This window comes from Xanthomonas vasicola, from assembly GCF_000772705.2.
In the GTDB taxonomy this organism is placed as follows: Bacteria; Pseudomonadota; Gammaproteobacteria; order Xanthomonadales; family Xanthomonadaceae; genus Xanthomonas; species Xanthomonas vasicola.
Genome location: NZ_JSBW02000014.1, coordinates 40,429 through 58,672, shown reverse-complemented (window position 1 = coordinate 58,672; position 18,244 = coordinate 40,429). Strand labels below are relative to the sequence as shown.

General features: G+C 59.2%; 11 protein-coding genes, 2 other RNA genes and 2 pseudogenes. 9 read left to right on the top strand and 6 right to left on the bottom strand.

Annotated features, from left to right (window positions below):
- Positions 1-126: 126 nt before the first annotated feature.
- Positions 127-345: an AAA family ATPase gene (locus tag NX05_RS03170; protein ID WP_053012830.1), complete on the bottom strand. Its 219-nt coding sequence runs from the start codon at positions 343-345 to the stop codon at positions 127-129.
- Between the two features lie 929 nt (positions 346-1,274).
- Between NX05_RS03170 and NX05_RS03160 the strand changes: the two genes are divergently transcribed.
- The 3 genes from NX05_RS03160 to NX05_RS03155 all read left to right on the top strand — a co-directional run bounded on the left by NX05_RS03160 (position 1,275) and on the right by NX05_RS03155 (position 4,531).
- Positions 1,275-2,120: a transporter gene (locus NX05_RS03160; protein ID WP_039431900.1), complete on the top strand. Its 846-nt coding sequence runs from the start codon at positions 1,275-1,277 to the stop codon at positions 2,118-2,120.
- A 60-nt stretch (positions 2,121-2,180) separates the two neighbouring features.
- A non-coding RNA gene (locus NX05_RS21630) (sX9 sRNA) lies at positions 2,181-2,256 on the top strand.
- Positions 2,257-2,410: 154 nt separating this feature from the next.
- Positions 2,411-4,531: a S9 family peptidase gene (locus NX05_RS03155; protein ID WP_039431902.1), complete on the top strand. Its 2,121-nt coding sequence runs from the start codon at positions 2,411-2,413 to the stop codon at positions 4,529-4,531.
- Positions 4,532-5,101: 570 nt separating this feature from the next.
- Here the strand turns inward: NX05_RS03155 and NX05_RS24660 are convergent.
- On the bottom strand, positions 5,102-5,887 hold the full coding sequence (locus tag NX05_RS24660; protein ID WP_230597786.1) for a S1 family peptidase: 786 nt from the start codon (positions 5,885-5,887) through the stop codon (positions 5,102-5,104).
- A gap of 320 nt (positions 5,888-6,207) precedes the next feature.
- Positions 6,208-6,283, bottom strand: a non-coding RNA gene (locus NX05_RS03175) — sX9 sRNA.
- A gap of 59 nt (positions 6,284-6,342) precedes the next feature.
- Here NX05_RS03175 and NX05_RS21620 point away from each other — a divergent pair.
- The 6 genes and pseudogenes from NX05_RS21620 to xopP (NX05_RS03125) form a co-directional block, all read left to right on the top strand.
- A pseudogene (locus tag NX05_RS21620) lies at positions 6,343-6,893 on the top strand (IS1595 family transposase); the annotation flags it as partial.
- A gap of 192 nt (positions 6,894-7,085) precedes the next feature.
- Entirely contained in the window at positions 7,086-7,544 is a 459-nt protein-coding gene (locus NX05_RS03145; RefSeq protein WP_039431904.1) for a hypothetical protein, read from the top strand.
- A gap of 130 nt (positions 7,545-7,674) precedes the next feature.
- On the top strand, positions 7,675-8,400 hold the full coding sequence (locus tag NX05_RS03140; RefSeq protein WP_039431906.1) for an AraC family transcriptional regulator: 726 nt from the start codon (positions 7,675-7,677) through the stop codon (positions 8,398-8,400).
- Between the two features lie 729 nt (positions 8,401-9,129).
- A complete protein-coding gene (gene xopP, locus NX05_RS23515) occupies positions 9,130-11,274 on the top strand; it encodes a type III secretion system effector XopP (protein ID WP_053012829.1) in 2,145 nt (714 codons plus the stop codon).
- 115 nt (positions 11,275-11,389) lie between these two features.
- Positions 11,390-13,534, top strand: a complete 2,145-nt coding sequence (gene xopP / locus NX05_RS03130) for a type III secretion system effector XopP (RefSeq protein ID WP_053012828.1) — start codon at positions 11,390-11,392, stop codon at positions 13,532-13,534.
- Positions 13,535-13,638: 104 nt separating this feature from the next.
- Entirely contained in the window at positions 13,639-15,789 is a 2,151-nt protein-coding gene (gene xopP, locus NX05_RS03125; RefSeq protein ID WP_053012827.1) for a type III secretion system effector XopP, read from the top strand.
- 127 nt (positions 15,790-15,916) lie between these two features.
- Here the strand turns inward: xopP (NX05_RS03125) and NX05_RS23510 are convergent, their stop codons facing one another.
- The 3 genes and pseudogenes from NX05_RS23510 to NX05_RS24655 all read right to left on the bottom strand — a co-directional run.
- Positions 15,917-16,171, bottom strand: coding sequence for a MafI family immunity protein (locus NX05_RS23510; protein WP_126922588.1), 255 nt, complete (start codon positions 16,169-16,171; stop codon positions 15,917-15,919).
- Positions 16,172-16,175: 4 nt separating this feature from the next.
- Positions 16,176-16,922, bottom strand: a complete 747-nt coding sequence (locus tag NX05_RS03120) for an EndoU domain-containing protein (protein ID WP_039437404.1) — start codon at positions 16,920-16,922, stop codon at positions 16,176-16,178.
- Between the two features lie 163 nt (positions 16,923-17,085).
- A pseudogene (locus tag NX05_RS24655) lies at positions 17,086-17,856 on the bottom strand (type III effector protein XopC2); the annotation flags it as partial.
- Positions 17,857-18,244: the final 388 nt, after the last annotated feature.

The following is an 18,244-nucleotide window of genomic DNA, read 5'->3' as shown; positions in this document are numbered from 1 at the left end:
TTGCACTGTCGAATCTGTGGCTGACGCGCAAAGCGTTAATGCCTGCTGCGGGGAAGCTGTGCCTGTAACCCAGGCAACACCCCGCAAACGGCCGAAACCGGCAAAAAATCGGCGATTTGAGCGCCCTTAGCGCGGCGGATGCGGTTGCTTCGTTTTCCGGTCGCGTTGATCAGACCATCCCTTGATGCAGCCCTTACCTTCGTTGAAGAAGACATCCAGGGCCTCGAGAATCGTCGATTTTCCAATGTCGTTTCGACCTACCAACACGGACAGGTCGTCTAGTCCGACAATAACCGGCTCGGAGTAGCCTCGAAAGCGATTCACCGTTACAGCTTTAATCTTCATCAGCTACGATCTCCCCATCATCAGCTAACGCCTGAACTAAGCCGACCCGCGAATCGGGTTCGGCTTGAATGAATTGCTAGGCAGCGTACGACACTACGGAGCCGATGAGAATTGATGTGGTCTTGCCTCGTGGCCGCTAATAAGTAATGCCGCTAGGCCTCTGGCTCTTGTTGATCTCAATGTATCTTACAATCCCTTCTTAGATCCCCATCTTCTATCGCGTGTATGTCGATAAGATCGGGATCCAGAAAGCGAGCCGCATTTTGGACCAGTTCACCAAGGCGCAGACCTGGTTCGAGTCGCTAGACCTCTCCGAGCAACTCCAGCATTTCGTCAATTCTTGCGGGATCTCGCATAGCTGCCTAACTCAGGTGTTGGATGGCGCATGCAGGGTGCATGAGCCATCGCCAAGCCGCGCATTGCTGCATGCGAGGCTTGATCCATCAGTGATGGGATGGATTCACGCGCAGTCACCGGCTAGCTGACCTGTGTGACCTTAGAAATACGCAGCTACCAGTCATCGGCTTTCAACATTTGCGCCGGCTTTACGCCCTGCGCAGCTGCCGTGCATAGCGACTTTATGCCGATCCTGCTTATCGTGCCGTCTACCGCACGAACGGTGCGCCATGAGTGCTGCATGCCTGGACTGATCCTGATCCCAACCACGCTGTAGGCCATGGCGCGCTCACGCGCTGCGTGACGCCGCAAAGGCAGGCAGGTGTCTGGCAGTGCAAGCCTGCGCACTTCTCTGCAGTGGGCGTACGCAACGCACAGCGACCGCACTGACGCCGCCCTGAAAAAGGCAGTTGCGGCACCGCCGACCAAGACGCAGCGCCGCCATACCGCGCGTAGTAACGCCTCACACATCCCACTCTTCAACGCTGCACGGTCATGCGATCTGTGCCGCGCTTTGCCCTGGAATCACCGCAATGCCCACCATCACCTCGCGTTCGTCGTTCCGCAAGACACCTGCATCGTTGCTCGCCGTCATCGTCACTGCAGCGCTGGGCAGCCTCGCAGTTCAGGCGCACGCCCAAGACGCCACCGAAGCGGCGCTCTGCACTGATCGGCCGACCAAGTCCAATGCCACCTGCACCGTGCCGGCTGGCGATTGGCAGCTGGAAACCGACATCGGCAATTACACGCGCGACAGCCAGCCCGGCACACGCACGGAAACCTCGTACTTCACCAGCCCCACGCTCAAGTACGGCGTCAGCGACCGTATCGATCTGCAGCTCAACTGGGCGCCGCAGCTGCAGGTCAAGACCACCGACCGCGCCACCGGCGAACGCAGCAGCCTGAGCGGCGGCGGTGATCTGTATCTGCGCATGAAGGCACGCGTCTACGAGAGCGACACCGCCAGCGTGGCGTTGCTGCCGTTCGTCAAGGCACCCACCGCACGTAGCGGCCTGGGCAACGACACCTGGGAAGGCGGCCTCGCGCTGCCGGTCAACTTCGTGATGCCCAGCAGCTTCTCGCTGACGTTTGGTCCGGAACTGGATTGGTTGGCCGACAGCGATGGCAGCGGCAAGCATGTCGCCATCGTCAACGTGATCAATCTGGCGCATCCGCTCACGCCGAAGTTGTCGATGGCGGTGGAATTGTGGTCTTCGATCAACCGCGATCCTGCGCAGACCGTCGAGCAATACTCGGCCGATATCGCAGCGTCGTATCTGCTCAACCCGCTGTTGCAGCTGGATGTGGGCGCCAATTTCGGCCTCAACGACCGCACGCCCGACACGCAGGTCTACATAGGCCTGTCGCACCGCTTCTAAGAGCAACTAACAAAATTACTGCGCAGCCGCCAGACGGGCGCGGCCGGTGCTCGGTGCGGCATGTACCACTCGTACACCGCGGTTACTCCGCGCCGTCCACGCCTACCTGACGACTGCTCGCTACATTTTGTTAGCCGCTCTAAAGCGCTCAGTCGCCCATGTCGCAGGGATGCGGCATGGGCAAGCGATTGACGGCGTGACGCGCGATGTCGCGCCGCATGACCTCCTGCCTTTGCGCGTGCGCCGCAGCAACGCCTAACATCGACGTTTTGCCGTTGCCGGAGAGCTCGATGAAGCTGCGTCACGCCGTATTGCCCCTGTGTTTGCTGGCTGCCCTGCCAAGCCTAGCCGCCGCGCGCGGTTTCGATGTGCGCGACATGGTGGCACTTGACCGGGTGTCCTCGCCCACGCTCAGCCCGGATGGCAGCGTGGTGCTGTTCGCCAAGCGCCAGGCCAAGACCGCCAATGGCAAGCCGGCCAGCAGCCTGTGGGTGCGCAATCTGCGTACCCGCGATTTGTCGCCGCCCAAGCGGCTCACGCCGGAGGGTTGGAACGTCAACAGCCCGGCGTTGTCGCCGGACGGCAAGACCGTGTACTTCCTCAGCAGCAAAACCGGCAGCCAGCAGCTCTACGCGCAGCCGATGGCCGGCGGCACCCCGCAGCAACTCACCGCGTTTGCGGTGGATGTGGATAGCTACAAGCTCTCGCCCGACGGCAAGCGCATCGCTTTCAGTGCAGGTGTGTTCCAGGACTGCGGTTCGGATCTGGGCTGCACCAAGAAGAAGTTAGGCGAGCTCAAGAACAAAAAGGCCAGCGGCGTGGTGTACGACCAGTTGTTCGTGCGCCACTGGGATACCTGGAACGATGGCCGCCGCAATACCTTGTTCGTGGCCGAGTTGCCCGCTGCTGGTGCCAGGGCAGTGGTCGGGGCGTCGGCGATCAGCGCCACGCTGGCCGGCGATGCGCCGTCCAAGCCGTTCGGTGGCAATGACGATTACACCTGGTCGCCCGATGGCGCCAGCGTGGTGGCCAGCGTGCGCATTCCGCAGCCGCATGGCCCGGAAGCAGGCAAGAATGCCAAGACCGGCGCCAAGCCCACCGGCAATGACGAGCCGTGGCAAACCAACTTCGATCTGTACCGCCTGGATGCAAGCGGCAAGTCTGCGCCGGTCAATCTGACTGCGGCTAACCCGGCCTGGGATGCCGGCCCGGTGTTCAGCACCGACGGCAAGACGCTGTACTACCGCGCCATGAAGCGCCCGGGCTTCGAGGCCGACCGCTTCGGCCTGATGGCGATGGACGTGGCCAGCGGCAAGACGCGCGAGATCGCGCCGAAGTGGGACCGCTCGGCTGGCGAAATCGTGTTGAGCGACGACGGCAGCAGCCTCTACACCAGCGCTGACGATCTTGGCGAGCACCCGCTGTTCAAGATCGATATCGCCAGCGGCGAGGCGACCAAGCTGGTGGGCGAGGGTAGCGTGCACGCGCCGACGCTGGCCGGCAATACGCTGGCGTTTACCCGTAGCTCGCTCAAGAGTGGCGACCAGATCTTCGTCAGCGACACGCAAGGCCAGGGTCTGCGCGCGATCAGCCAGAGCGCCGCTCAACTGCTGCCCGACGTGCAGTTCGGCGACTACGAACAGTTCCAGTTCAAGGGTTGGAACAACGACACCGTGCATGGCTACGTGGTCAAGCCCTACAACTACCAGGAAGGCAAGACCTACCCGGTGGCGTTCCTGATCCACGGCGGCCCGCAGGGCAGCTTCGGCAATGGTTGGAGCAACCGTTGGAATCCGCAGACCTACGCCGGCCAGGGCTACGCGGTGGTCATGATCGATTTCCACGGTTCCACCGGCTACGGCCAGGAATTCACCGACGCCATCAGCCAGCATTGGGGCGACCGCCCGCTGGAAGATCTGCAAAAAGGCTGGACTGCCGCGCAGAAGCAATACGGCTTCCTCAACGGCGACAAGGCCTGCGCATTGGGCGCCAGCTATGGCGGCTACATGGTCTATTGGATGGCCGGCAACTGGAATCAGCCGTGGAAGTGCCTGGTCGACCACGACGGCGTGTTCGACAACCGCACCATGGGCTACGCCACCGAGGAATTGTGGTTCAGCGAATGGGAAAACGGCGGCACGCCGTGGCAGAACCCGGCCGGCTACGAGAAATTCAACCCGGTGCTGCACGTGGACAAGTGGAAGGTGCCGATGTTGGTCATCCACGGCCAGCAGGATTTCCGCATCCCGGTGGAGCAGGGCCTGGCCGCGTTCACCGCGCTGCAGCGCAAGGGCATCGATTCCAAGTTCCTGTATTTCCCTGACGAAAACCACTGGGTGCTCAAGCCGGATAACAGCATCTTGTGGCACGACACCGTCAATCGCTGGCTGAAGCAGCATATCGGCCAGTGACGGACGACCGACACGCCGCCAGGCGCGGCGTGTCGGTTGCACAAGGTAAATACGCGAGGCCTTACCTGGGAGAAGCGGCCTATCGTATTAGAGGATGTCGACTCACGCAGATCTTATGTCGCATCGATATCAGAAGAGACGCAATCCAGCATCTATTAGTTTCCCAATTCTCATATATACAAGTGAGCCGCACTGCCCAGGATTAGCGCCGGCGTATGCAGCAGCAGTCACAATCCCATACGCGGTAGATGAGCTCCAGACTGGGCCGCCGCTGTCACCGCCGAAGCAAGCTAGCTCCTTTCCAACCATGACCATGTAAGCAGAATTATCACAATTCTGGCCATTACAGGCCCCTGGCAAAAAGCCAAAACTTGTTGCCGATACAACTCCACAAGAAAACCCAGTATTTACCCCGCGATGACAAATTCGCTGCCCCACACTGGCCGTACCTGAAAATATTATAGCCTCGATACCAGCTGGATCAGTGGTCGATCCAGTAATTGACGATGATGCCTCATAACCTATGCTTGGAAAACTATGCCACTGCAAGTCATGACTGGCATCCCACATTTATTTTTTGAAGTCCAGAATAGCAGTTACCTGTCCAGGTTGTCCGGCAGGAACCCAGTTGTAATAAACCATGGTATTTGGGCAATGGCCAGCAGTTAATACTCCCGGCATTTTTGTCGCAACATCTCTAACCATAAAGCCAGTTGTACATTGGTTGCCGTTCGAACCCTGAAGTGTGTTGCCGCCCCGGAGGTATGCTGTATTCCGCATCGGCCCCGGCATGAAATCTATGCGGACCGGATTCCCGAGCGCTCTTGCAAGTGCAGAAACCTCCTTCTTTATACCTTCCTTTTCCGGCTCCGGAACGTAGACATACAAGACAATCTCACCTGTTTTCTCATCATAAAAATAACCCTGTAGCCCGGGTATACTCTTGACAATGGCCACCTTGTTCTCATTAATTATTTTCTGCACTTCCTCCATAGTCTTGCCAGCCCCGGTTCTAACTACAACAGGCACATCGCCAAACCTTGTCGATAGCTTTACTGGAGGAATCGGGTTATTACCTTTTAATCTGATAACATACCGGAAATCAGGTGAATCCTCCCAATAGGCACCTGCAAGACGATCTTTATAACGACTCGTTAAAGCTGCCAAATCTTTCGAGGAGCTTTCTTGAAGATTCACTCTTCTTGCTGCCTCAGAAGGACTTACCATGGCGCTCCTTGCGTAAGCCTTGACTTCGTCACTCTCTACATTTACGCCACGGGACTGAGCAGCCGAATTAAGAGAAACAAGAGAAACAAGAGAAAAGCTTAAAAATACTATTTTTGCGCAAAATTTCATCCTAGTCTCCTTGGATTTACCTGCAATTAATCTATAACATGCATCAATTTTAAGATCAACCCGAATCAATAAACTGCCTGATTAGCCCTTGCCTTCAGCCGGCTGTCGCAGGATCTGCGTCGGGCTGTGTGGATGCTGCTGTCAGCTGAAGCTAATGAGGTGGTGTGATGAGCATCAATGCCGCGCAGTTCCAGGCAAGATTGTCGATGCCTGAGTTCTTCGCGTCCTACAGCACCGAGGCTAATTGGCGTTGCTCTGGCTGGCATTCTCCATCATCTGCTCACGACTTCTTCCTGTGTTTTATTAGCCGCTCTAAGAGCGGCTAACAAAACGTAGCGAGCAGTCGTCAGGTGGGTGCGGGCGGCGCACAGGAACCGGAGTGTACGAGTGGTACATGAGGATTCCGAGCACCGGCCGCGCCCGCCTGGCGGCTGCGCAGTAGTTTTGTTAGCTGCTCTAAGTGCTATCGCGCACTTTACAAGTGGCGGTGGCTGCAGGGATTTCGCTGCCCTTGCTGTGCCGGACGAGTGCGCTCGCGCTTCAAGCGTGGCGGCATCATCTACTACCAGTGCAGTGCGTGTCGGCACCAGACCAGCCTGATCGCTGGCACGATGTTCCAAGGCACCAAGCTGCCGCTGCGCACCTGGTGCTGGCCTTGCAGCTGTTGACCTCGACCAAGACCAACATGGTCTCGCTGGAGCTGATGCGCCATCTGGGCATCAACGACAAAAGCGCCTTGCGGATGAAGCACAAGATCATGCAGGTCATGGCCGAGTGCTAAGCCATGCGCAAACTGACCAGTTTCGTGCAGATCGACGATACCTATCCTGGCGGCGAGCGCAACGGCGGCAAGGCCTGACGCGGATCGGAGAACAGGCAGCCGTTCCTGATGGCGGTGCAGATGATGCCACCTTCCCCCGCACCACGCTGTGTGGTGATCGAGCCGGTGCGCAGCTTGGACAACATCTCGCTGCAGGACTGGATCACCCGCAGCCTGGCGCCCGACGCAAGGTCTATACCAATCCGATGCCATCCCGTGCGATGGATGAGCACGCTTGGCGTGAACCGCTTGCAACGCCGCTGTGCAGATCACGGGCCAATGCATCCCAAATGCAATTGCCGCAGCGCATCACAGGCATGTCAAACTAGCGCATCTTCCTCTTCCCAGTTCCCTGCCAGGACCGCAAGGACCGTTTGCATGCGCACGTCGTTCCGCCCCGCATTGTGGGTAATCGCTCTGATCTGCAGTCCCGCCCTGGGCGCCGCGTCGCGGCCTGCCGTTGCGCCTGCGCGCGCCCCGATGGCGGTTGCGTCTTCCGAGCAAGGCAACGATGCGAGCGTGCCATTGCCGGCCACGCTGACATCCAGCATGGGGTATCGCGCGTTTGCGCAGGCGATGATGGAGCAGGGCTGGCAGCTGGTGGATCCACTCGCGGCCGATAGCTGCATGGCCGCTGGCGACTGCGACGTTGAGTTCATTGCGCCCGGTGGCAGTGCGCGCTTGCGCGTGCAGGTGGGCTCGCAGGCCGGTGCGGCGGTAGTGCAGAGCTGGCGTGCACGACAGGTGCCACTGGATCGCATCGGCAACCCGACCGCTGCGGCGGGAGATGCCAAGCCTGCATCGGCAGGAGTGCACGCAGGCAACACCTCGCGCTGAGTCCCCGGCCGCAGGCGGATCGCGCATGCGGCGTATCATGGCGCGGCAGGGGCGGATTGTTACGATCACGCGCCGCGTTTGATGCGCCTTCCCCGCTCCCGAGCCCATTGCACTGCATGAACCCTTGCGCATGAAGAGCATCGATCCTGCCGATCTGGAAGCGTTGTTCGATGCCGTGCCGGACGTGTTGTTCTTCGTCAAGGATCGCGAAGGCCGCTACACCCACGTCAACCAGACCATGCTGCGGCGGCTGGGGCTGAAATCGCGCAAGGAACTGATCGGCAAGCGTGTTGCCGAGGTCTATCCCAGTGGCCTGGGTGCCAATTACGCCAATCAGGACGAGCAGGTGCTGGCCGGCGAGGTGATCGACAACCTGCTGGAGCTCCATTTGTTCGCCAACCGTGAGCCCGGCTGGTGCCTGACCTGCAAGCGGCCGTTGCTAGTGAACGGCAAGGTGCAGGGCATCATCGGCATCTCGCGCGATCTGGGCCCGCAGGATGGCCACGAATCGCAATACGAAAAGCTGCGGCTAGCGCTGGCGTATCTCAACGCCAATTACGCGCAGAACGTCCGCATGCAGGCTCTGGTGGAGATCACCGGGTTTTCGATGTCCAAGCTGCAACGCTCGTTCCGCAAGGTGTTTCAACTGACGCCGCAACAAGTGCTGGCCAAGCTGCGCCTGCAGATGGCCATGCATCTACTGCATGAAAACAAGAGCCTGACCGAAATCGGCCATGCCTGCGGTTTCAGCGATCAAAGCGCTTTTGCGCGGCAATTCAAGCAAGCAGTGGGCATGACGCCACGCGAATATCGTGCGTTGGCGAATGCGCAGCAGTTTTCAACCGAGGCCGTGTAGAGTTCGGGGCGACCTCAACGTGCATGCGCAAGACGTGGGTTGAGCCTGAATCTCTTGCACTGCCTGATGAGGTGTTTTTCAAACAAGTGCCCTGTGGGGCGCCGATACCGCGTTGTGCAACTGGCCCAGGCGGCGAGCCTGGGCCGCAGCGCACGCCTTGTCTCGACGCGCCACAGGTCGCTTCGCATTCACCTCAAAGTGCATAGCGCGCTCCAAAGGGGGTCGGATGTGGTAACGGGTCTTGATAGGTCCAAGTGATTGGGGGATGCCTTGATAGCCTTGTCTGGTCCTTGAATAACGGCGTGCGCAGCCGGGTCGTCTTCGTATCAGTCACCACGCATTCGCGCGGCATGCCAACAGCGCGGCATTCGGTGGTTTACTAAAGCAGCGATGTCACGCACATCGAAATGAGTGGGTCGGGCTTCTTGCGTTGAAACGGTAATACGGATTTCGCTGCACACGTCATTGCTGAATTGCGTGATCAAAAACATGCCGGGCGGAGCCGGCAGTGAGGGACGCAGGCACGCCACATGCAGCACGAGAAGGCAGTCGGATCGAGCCCCATGGCACAGGTAACGCGATCACTGCGCGACGCATTGGCAACACGCGTCGCTGCTGGCTCGCAAGGCCTGGTTTACTGCACCACCACGTTCCACGCACATTCCGGGACTGGGTGACATCAGGACGTCGTGTGCGAGCAAATTGAATGGCAATATCGGAGGATGCACCGTGCCTAAAATTGAATCGACCAAGCAGGCCGCACCGTATCCCGCGCAATTGATTCAAACTGCACCGACACCATCGGGCTCGGGAGCAACCACAAGCGCGTCTGCCGACAGCGTGGCGCTCTCCGCGCAACTCGGCGGGCTTGCCATCAGACCGCGCAGACCGGGCCGAGCCTCCAGAGCCAATCCTCCAGCGACATCGTCTACCAACGCACAGGACGTCATGGCGGCGCTCTTTGCCGCGCCATCAGTTCCGGAAGGGGCAGATCTTTTCGAAGTATTGCGCAAGGCCACATCCAGGCTGAAACGCTTCGACGACTTGGCACGAGAACGTGACGCACCAGCGGATATCAGAGCGCTGGAAGCAAGACTCCAATCCGGAAAGTCTGCTATCGAATCCGCTCGACAAGCCTTGCAGGCGCTGGCCGAGCTGAAGATCCAACAATGCATGCCGATCGACAACGTCGCAGAACACGAGAATTTCCTGGTGCTGCATTTCGCAGTGGCCGCATCCCTGCACTACGACGCATGCGATAAGATGATCTATCAAAAAATGGCCACCGAATTGGGCCATGTGATGACCCAAAGGGTCGAGATGGTGCTGTTGTCTGCTGACGCCATCCGTCTGCAACAACCGGAACCATGGCTTGCGTTACGCGGGCATCTTCTGAATGTGCTTGCAGCGATGGAGGAGGTTTGCCAGCGCATCAAGTCGCCGATGACGGGTCAGAAGCCACGCGACTCGCTCAAGGACCATCTCCCGGTCGTCAGGGCGGTGATGGGAGCGTGCCATGAACGGATGCAGACCGTCCGCGGGATGCTCGTTGAAATAAATTCAAGGAGACTTGCCGAGGAGGCCAGCGATTGCGGCCTAACCCAGGTGCTTGACGCACTGTGGGAGCTTGAAGAAATCGAAAGCCTTCATCGCGCTGAGGTGGGCGAAGCGCTCAAGCAAGTGGTCCAGGTCCATATCGAACGCCTGTCCTCAACCGAGCACTCACTGACGCCGCAGATGCTGGCCATGTACAAGGAGGTGCTTGTCGATTACGCCGAGATACGCGGCCGAGCCGGGATGCAACTGTGTATGGATGCCGCCGCGCTCATCGAAGACGGGGGGCATGCCAGAGATCATCTATGGCCAACGATGCTCGATCTTGCACAGGCACTTGCCGACCAACGCCAGGCGCTTCTTGATATGTGCCAGTTCGCCGTCCAGGACAGACAGCTGATTGGCGCAGCAGCGGCTTCGCCCGAGCAAGCACCGTCATCGATCACACCAAGCGTGCCGAAAACCACGACGACAACAGGCAAATCGAGCAGGTCACGCAAGGCGCGCAAGCGCACGCCTGATGCTTCCAGCTCGGCGGCAGTGCCTGTGCGGCAGGTCATCGATGAGCGCAGCGCGGCGCAAAAGCAGGCCGACGAGATACTGAAAAGCATCGCCTTGGAGTCGTTGCCAGTGGCAGAAATCGGGGGGGATTTCATCGCGCTCGCCAAGCGCCTTGGCAAGGACACCACCGACGTAGAGCGCCTGATCAGTGACTCCAGGCACGACGCGGCGACGGCCTTCGATTTTGCCAGGACCTCCATGCAGGGCTGGTTCGGATCGAGTGAGCGCCTGCTGCAGCTCAAAAGCAAGCTCCGCGCAGGAGACGGGCGCATCGAACACCTCGACACGCGGTTGCGTCTTCTCCAGAGGATCGAGCACGATTTCGAACGGCGCGAAGCCGATGCGCTCAAGACCGATCCGCAACCACGTGCGCCACACCTGGAGCGCCTGTTGGCGATGCATGGACTGGCACGCGTCACGGCGCCGAACCGCCTTCGCTCGGAGGACGACATTGGCGACCGTGGCACGCTGTTCGAAGTGCGTATCGACCACATGCCGCAGTCCAATGGAGACATCCCGCGGCCCTGGTTCGTCCACGTACATACCGAAAAACCGGTAACCGCCGCCGGGCTGCGCGCGCTCCACTATAAGGACTTGGCCGCCGTCCACCTGAAGACGGAGAAAGAAGTCAACCTGGGCGCACGCTGGGAGGAGATGATGCGCGCCCTGGGAAATAGCGAGGCCAAGGTGCACCGGGCGACCATCGGCTCCAAGCTGCTGGCCCAGCTTTGGGCGGCCGGCGCTGGCGGGCAGCGATAGCCACAACGGTCAACGTCCCGTCGCACACCCAGACCACCAAGTCTCGCATCTGCTGCGAACAGGCACATCTGGGCGTCATGCGTGGCAATTGAATGGCAATATCGGAGGATGCACCGTGCCGAGAGTTCGAGCGACCAATCAAACCCCAGTGGATCCCGCGCAGTCCGCTCAACCAGCGGCGCCGCCACAGGATGCGGCAACCAACGCGAGCGTGCCTGACGACATAGTGGCGCCCTCCGCGCAACTCAGCGGGCTTGCCATCAGGCCGCGGAGAACGGTCCGAGCCTCCAGAGCCAATATTCCAGGGACATCCTCTGCCAACGCCAGGGACGTCATGGCGGCGCTCTTTGCCGCGCCGTCAGTTCCGGAAGGGCCAGATCTTTTCGAAGTATTGAGCAAGGCCACATCCACACTGATACGCTTCAACGACTGGGCACAAACAATAGGGCGGACGGATACAAAGGATATCGGAGCCTTGGAAACAAGAATCGGGACCGGAAAGTCTGCGATCGAATCCGCGCGACAAGGCTTGCAGGCGCTGAGTGAGCTTAAGATTCAACGCCGCATTTCATCCCCCGACATCGAAGCCCATGAAGATCGATTGGTTTCGTCTCTCGGACAAGCCGCAGCGATGACCTATGTGGCATGCGAACAACTGATCGATCAGAAATTTGCCCAGGAATTGGGTGCGACGCTTACGGATAGCACCGGCTTTGCGCAATTTGATCCCCAAGCCATCCGACTGGTGCAGCCGGAACCATGGCATGCGTTACGCGCTCATCTTCTTGATGTCATTGCAGCGTTGGAAGAGGTTTTCCGGCGTATCAAGTCGCCGATGACGAATCGGGCGCCGTCCGACGCGCAGAAGGGCCATCTGCCGCTCATCAGGATGACGATGGGATCTTGTTACACGCGCATGCAAGCCGTCCGTGCAGTCCTATCCGAAATATATGCAAGAAGACTCTCCGATCAAGCCAGCAATTGCGGCTTGCCACAGGTGATGGATCGACTGAACGCGCTGGAAGAAATAGACAGGAGCATGGATGCTAAGGCCGGACAAGCGCTCAATGAGCTGACCAATATTCATGTTGAACGCTATGTCTCAACCAAGCACTCGCTGACGCCGGAGATGCTGGCCATGTACAAGAACGTGCTTGTCGAATATGCCGAGCTGCGCGGCCGAGCGGCGACGCAGCTGTGTATGGATGCCGCCGCGCTCATCGAAGAAGGGGGGCATGCCAGAGATCGTCTATGGCCAACGATGCTCGATCTTGCACAGGCGCTTACCGACCAACGCCAGGCGATTATTGACTTGTGCCAGTTCGCCGTCCAGGACAGACAGTTGATTGGCGCAGCAGCGCCTTCGCCCGAGCAAGCACCGGCGTCAGTCACACCAAGCGTGCCGATAACGACAGCAGGCAAATCGAGCAGGTCACGCAAGGCGCGCAAGCCCACGCCTGATGCTTCCAGCTCGGCGGCAGTGCCAGCGCCGCAGGCAATCGATGCGCGTAGCGCAGCGCAGAAACAGGCCGACGAGTTACTGAGAGCCGCTCCCCTGGAGTCGTTGCCAGTGGCAGAACTCGAGGGAGATTTCATCGCGCTCGCCAAGCACCTTGGCAAGGACACCACCGACGTAGAACGCCTGATCAGTGACTCCAGGCACGACGCGGCGACGGCCTTCGATTTTGCCAGGACCTCCATGCAGGGCTGGTTCGGATCGAGTGAGCGCCTGCTGCAGCTCAAAAGCAAGCTCCGCGCAGGAGACGAGCGCATCGCACAACTCGACACGCGGCTGCGTCTTCTCCAGAGGATCGAGCACGATTTCGAACGGCGCGAAGCCGATGCGCTCAAGACCGATCCGCAACCACGTGCGCCACACCTGGAGCGCCTGTTGGCGATGCATGGACTGGCACGCGTCACGGCGCCGAACCGCCTTCGCTCGGAGGGCGACCGTGGCGACCGTGGCACGCTGTTCGAAGTGCGTATCGACCACATGCCGCAGTCGAATGGAAGCATTCCGCCGCCCTGGTTCGTCCACATACATACCGATAAACCGGTGATGCCCGCTGGGCTGCGCGCGCCCCACCCTAAGAACCTGGCCGCCGTCCATCTGAAGACGGCCAGTGAGGTCAACCTGGGCGCACGCTGGGAGGAGATGATGCGCGCCCTGGGAAATACCGAGGCCAAGGTGCACCGGGCAACCGTCGGCTCCAAGCTGCTTGGCCAGCTTTTGGCGCTTGGCTCTGGTGGACAGCGATAGCCACAACGGTCCACGTGCCGTCGCACACCTAGACCACCAGGTCTCGCATCTGCAGAGAACAGGCGCATCTGGGCGTCATGGGTGGCAATATCGGAGGATGCACCGTGCCGAGAGTTCGAGCGACCAATCAAACCCCAGTGGATCCCGCGCAGTCCGCTCAACCAGCGGCGCCGCCACAGGATGCGTCAACCAACGCGAGCGTGCCTGACGACTTAGTGGCGCCCTCCGCGCAATTCAGTGGGCTTGCCATCAGAGCGCCCAGGCCGGCCAGTGCGTCCAGAGCCAGTGCGCCCGCAGCATCATCCGCTAACACCAGGGGCGTCAGGGCGCTGCCCTTCAACCCGGCGCCTGTCTCAGGAAGGCCAGATCAGCTCAAGGTATTGCACACGGCTTCGGCCAGGCTGCAACTGTTCAATCACCTGGTCACAAACGTGGCGCCAATGGGGGTAGCAGACACAAGATCCCTTGAAGCAAGGTTAAGGTCCGGCGCATCGGCGATCGCATCCGCGCGACAGGGCTTGCAGGCGCTGAGCGAGCTCGAGATTCAACGCCGCATGTCATGCTCCGACATCGAAGCGCATGAGGATCGATTGGTTTCGTCTCTCGGACAAGCCGCAGCGATGAACTATTTGTCATGCCAAAGAATGATCGATCACAAATTGACCCGGGAAATGGGTTCTGCGCTTGCGCAAAGCAGCCATTATGCGCGGTTTAATGTCCAGGCCATCCGTTTGCAGCAGCCGGAATCATGGCATGCGTTACGCACGCATCTTCTTGATGTCATTGCAGCATTGGAAGAGGTTTTCCGACGGATCAAGTCGCCGATGACGAATCGGGCGACTCCCGACGTGCTGAAGGCCCAGCTGCCGATCATCAGGATCACGATGGGGTCTTGTCACACGCGGATGCAAACCGTCCGTGCAGTGCTGTACGAAATATATTCAAGAAGACTTTTCGATCAAGCCAGTCGTTGCGGCTTGCCACAGGTGATGGATCGATTGAGCGCGCTCGATGAAGTAGACAGGTGCATGGAAGCCAGGGTCGGGCAAGCGTTCACGGAGCTGACTAAGATTCATGTTGAACGCTTTCTCTCAACCGAGCACTCACTGACGCCGCAGATGCTGGCCATGTACAAGGAAGTGCTTGTCGAATACGCCGAGCTGCGTGGCCGAGCGGCGACGCAGCTGTGTATGGATGCCGCCGCGCTCATCGAAGAAGGGGGGCACGCCAGAGATCATCTATGGCCAACGATGCTCGATCTTGCACAGGCACTTGCCGACCAACGCCAGGCGATTCTTGATATGTGCCAGTTCGCCGTCCAGGACAGACAGCTGATTGGCGCAGCAGCGGCTTCGCCCGAGCAAGCACCGGCATCGATCACACCAAGCGTGCCGAAAACCACGACGACAACAGGCAAATCGAGCATGTCACGCAAGGCACGCAAGCGCACGCCTGATGCTTCCAGCTCGGCGGCAGTGCCAGCGCCGCAGGCAATCGATGCGCGTAGCGCAGCGCAAAAACAGGCCGACGAGGTACTCAAAGGCACTCGCTTGGAGTCGTTGTCAGTGGCAGAACTTGGGGAGGATTTCATCGCGCTCGCCAAGCGCCTTGGCAAGGATACCACCGATGTAGAGCGCCTGATCGGCGACTCCAGATATGACGCGGCGACGGCCTTCAATTCTGCCAGGACCTCCATGCAGGGCTGGTTCGGATCGAGTGAGCGCCTGCTGCAGCTCAGAGGCAAGCTCCGTGCAGGAGACGGGCGCATCGAACACCTCGACACGCGGTTGCGTCTTCTCCAGAGGATCGAGCACGATTTCGAACGGCGCGAAGCCGATGCGCTCAAGACCGATCCGCAACCACGTGCGCCACACCTGGAGCGCCTGTTGGCGATGAATGGACTGGCACGCGTCACGGCGCCGAACCGCCTTCGCTCGGAGGACGACATTGGCGACCGTGGCAGGCTATTTGAAGTGCGTATCGAGCACGCGCCGCAGTCCAATGGAGACATCCCGCGGCCCTGGTTCGTCCATGTACATACCGAAAAACCGGTAACCGCCGCCGGGCTGCGCGCGCTCCACTATAAGGACTTGGCCGCCGTCCACCTGAAGACGGAGAGAGAAGTCAACCTGGGCGCACGCTGGGAGGAGATGATGCGCGCCCTGGGAAATACCGAGGCCAAGGTGCACCGGGCAACCATCGGCTCCAAGCTGCTGGGCAAGCTTTTAGCGGCTGGTACTGGTGGGCAACAGTAACCACGACCCGCCGTCTGTCCTCGCCAAGGAAAGAGATCTCCGGAAAAGAACGCCCCACGACCGGCCTACTCACTCAATGTGCATGGGCAGCCTTGCCGCCCAGGAGAATGTTCTTCAAGCGAAAAAGCTAAGTCCTTAAATCCGCCAAGTGAATAAATGGTGGACGCCCTGGATCGAATCCCAAATGTGAAACCAGCTCCATAATCTCTTCATATTCGTTTGGATCAAGATCGACGTTATGCTCCAAGAGATGGTCGCATAGAATCTCGAATGCCAGTGCGCTTTCTCCATGATCAATATAATTCAGGGCGCCATCGACAAGGGAATTTTCAAGCCTGCCTGAGAATTTGCGTCCAAGGTCATGTATTAGTTGATTAATCATAAATTTATTCAATCTTTTTTAACCAAGGCATTGGCGTGTCGTCAGGGAAGGCCGTAATGACCTTCCCAATCGCCGGCTGATAAATAACGCGAATACGAACAGCCCCGCGCACTTCAAATGCGACCCACTTCGCTGGATCACCCCGACGCGTATAGGTTTCGCCACTACCAGTTTGCGCATACCAGGTCGTTTCAGGAGATGTGGCGATGTCGCCAATTTGATGGATGATCTGATCTGCCCCCCACGACTGCGGGAACACGCTCTTTCCTTGCTGTCCTGGCCACATATGCCCACCATTTCCAGATTCATCCCCGTATAGTATGTGCCGTTTGATCTCGAGTGGAATGATGTCCACATAGTTGTTCGGCTCTGCCATTGGGCTGGCGTGGTCGATGCCAAGCGCATCCAGCTGCCCGGGGTTTACGTCCTGCGGCCTTGAGGCGCTGGCCCTGAGCGAATGCGTCCCCGTTCGTGTCCGTCGGACGGGCGCAGGAGTGAGGAAGGCAAGGGCGGTGTGGCGTGCTTGGGCGTTGTGGGAGGCAACAGACACAGACGTGGCCGACTGCATGTAGTCTCCCCGCTGCAGCAGGCTTGGCAAAGATCTGAAGACTGTAATCATCCGATAGCTCCGGATCGAGCAGGTTGGGATCTTAGGGCTTTTCTGTCCTGACGATACTTGCACGAAGAAAGCCAATGTCAAAAGCTGTAAGCAGCCCGAAGGTTGGCTGACTTGAGGCGCGACGTGGCTCATGCGAGATGTCGCCGTCGGCAGGACTGATATTATGTATATCGCTGTCTGCAATATTACTTGCTGCGGTCTTCATTTCCAGGCTTTCTCAACCACGCTGAGGAAAGAGGAATTGCGTTCCAACACCTGGTTCACCAGCGCGGCATCCGGCATCCAATCCGCGCCAGACATGGATTACGTCAAATAAGACAGGGATGCCAAGCGGATTGCGTAATCGAGGATCAGCGGCAACAAGGCTGTCGTGAATCTCGCAGACATCGTCGATGTCCAATGCATCCGTTTTCGCTTTTTCCGTCAATTTCTTACCTTTCTCGGTATCGAGAACAGCATGGAAGGCCACTGTCAGCCATTGTTGCGTAGCCTCTTTGTCCATGGTGCCCTCAATCAGCCTGACTGCCGAGCCGACGATGTAACCCAAGCGCTTGTTGGCCTCCGCGCCTTGCCCCTTCGCGCAACATTTCACTGCTTAACCCAGCAGGCTTCGGGAAATTCCGGTTTTGACAAGTTGCGCCTGGCTATCGAGCATCCCGACCATGCCCACGTCGCTGCCTTCCAACGTCGCCTTGGAGCGCGAGAAGACCACAGCGCTTCCGGAAAGGCTCAGCGTGGGGCCAATGCCGCCAATCTCGGCATTGGTTGATAGAAACGCTATAGGCCGAATGATCGAAAATATAGGCTTATTCGCCCGGTTTACGACTGGAGCCGCGGCAAGCGCAAGTATGCTTTTGCTGCACGTTGCGTCCGGAGTTGCGCAATTAAGCACGGCGGCCGTGCTGGCCCGCGCCACGTTGCGGCAGGGCGTTAGTCCAGCCAATCGGGAAGCAGTTCCATGTTGCCGATCGTCGGCGGTCGCTGGGCTGCGTGGTAACGCCGCGTGATCGGCTGCAGGCAGCGGTAAACTTGCTGCGCCAGAGGTCGGGTTGATACGAGATTCCATACCGTGCTCAAGTGACTAGCGGCACATTCTGCAATGCGGCCAATCCCAAGCGACTCCGCTTGGCGCAATCGTCATCCGGTAAGCGAATATCGACCGAGCATCATCATCAACGCCACCCCGTGATCTGAACGCGAGCGGCATGCAAAAGTCGCTCGCGGCAGGGTGCTCTATCGCGGCTTGGTGGCGAACATCGCGCAAATGCTCATGCCGTTTGCGCTATCGAAGCTTTGGCTAAAGCGAAACAGTTGACGCTCTCCATAGGATGGGGCGCGGTAACCCGCCGCTGCCCCGCAAACGCGTTGTAGCGGCGAAAACCGAGGGGCGTAGGGCCGCCGGCGCGGCCAATGTGGCGTCCCCCGGTTTTAAGCCGGGTTCTCGGACCTTCCCT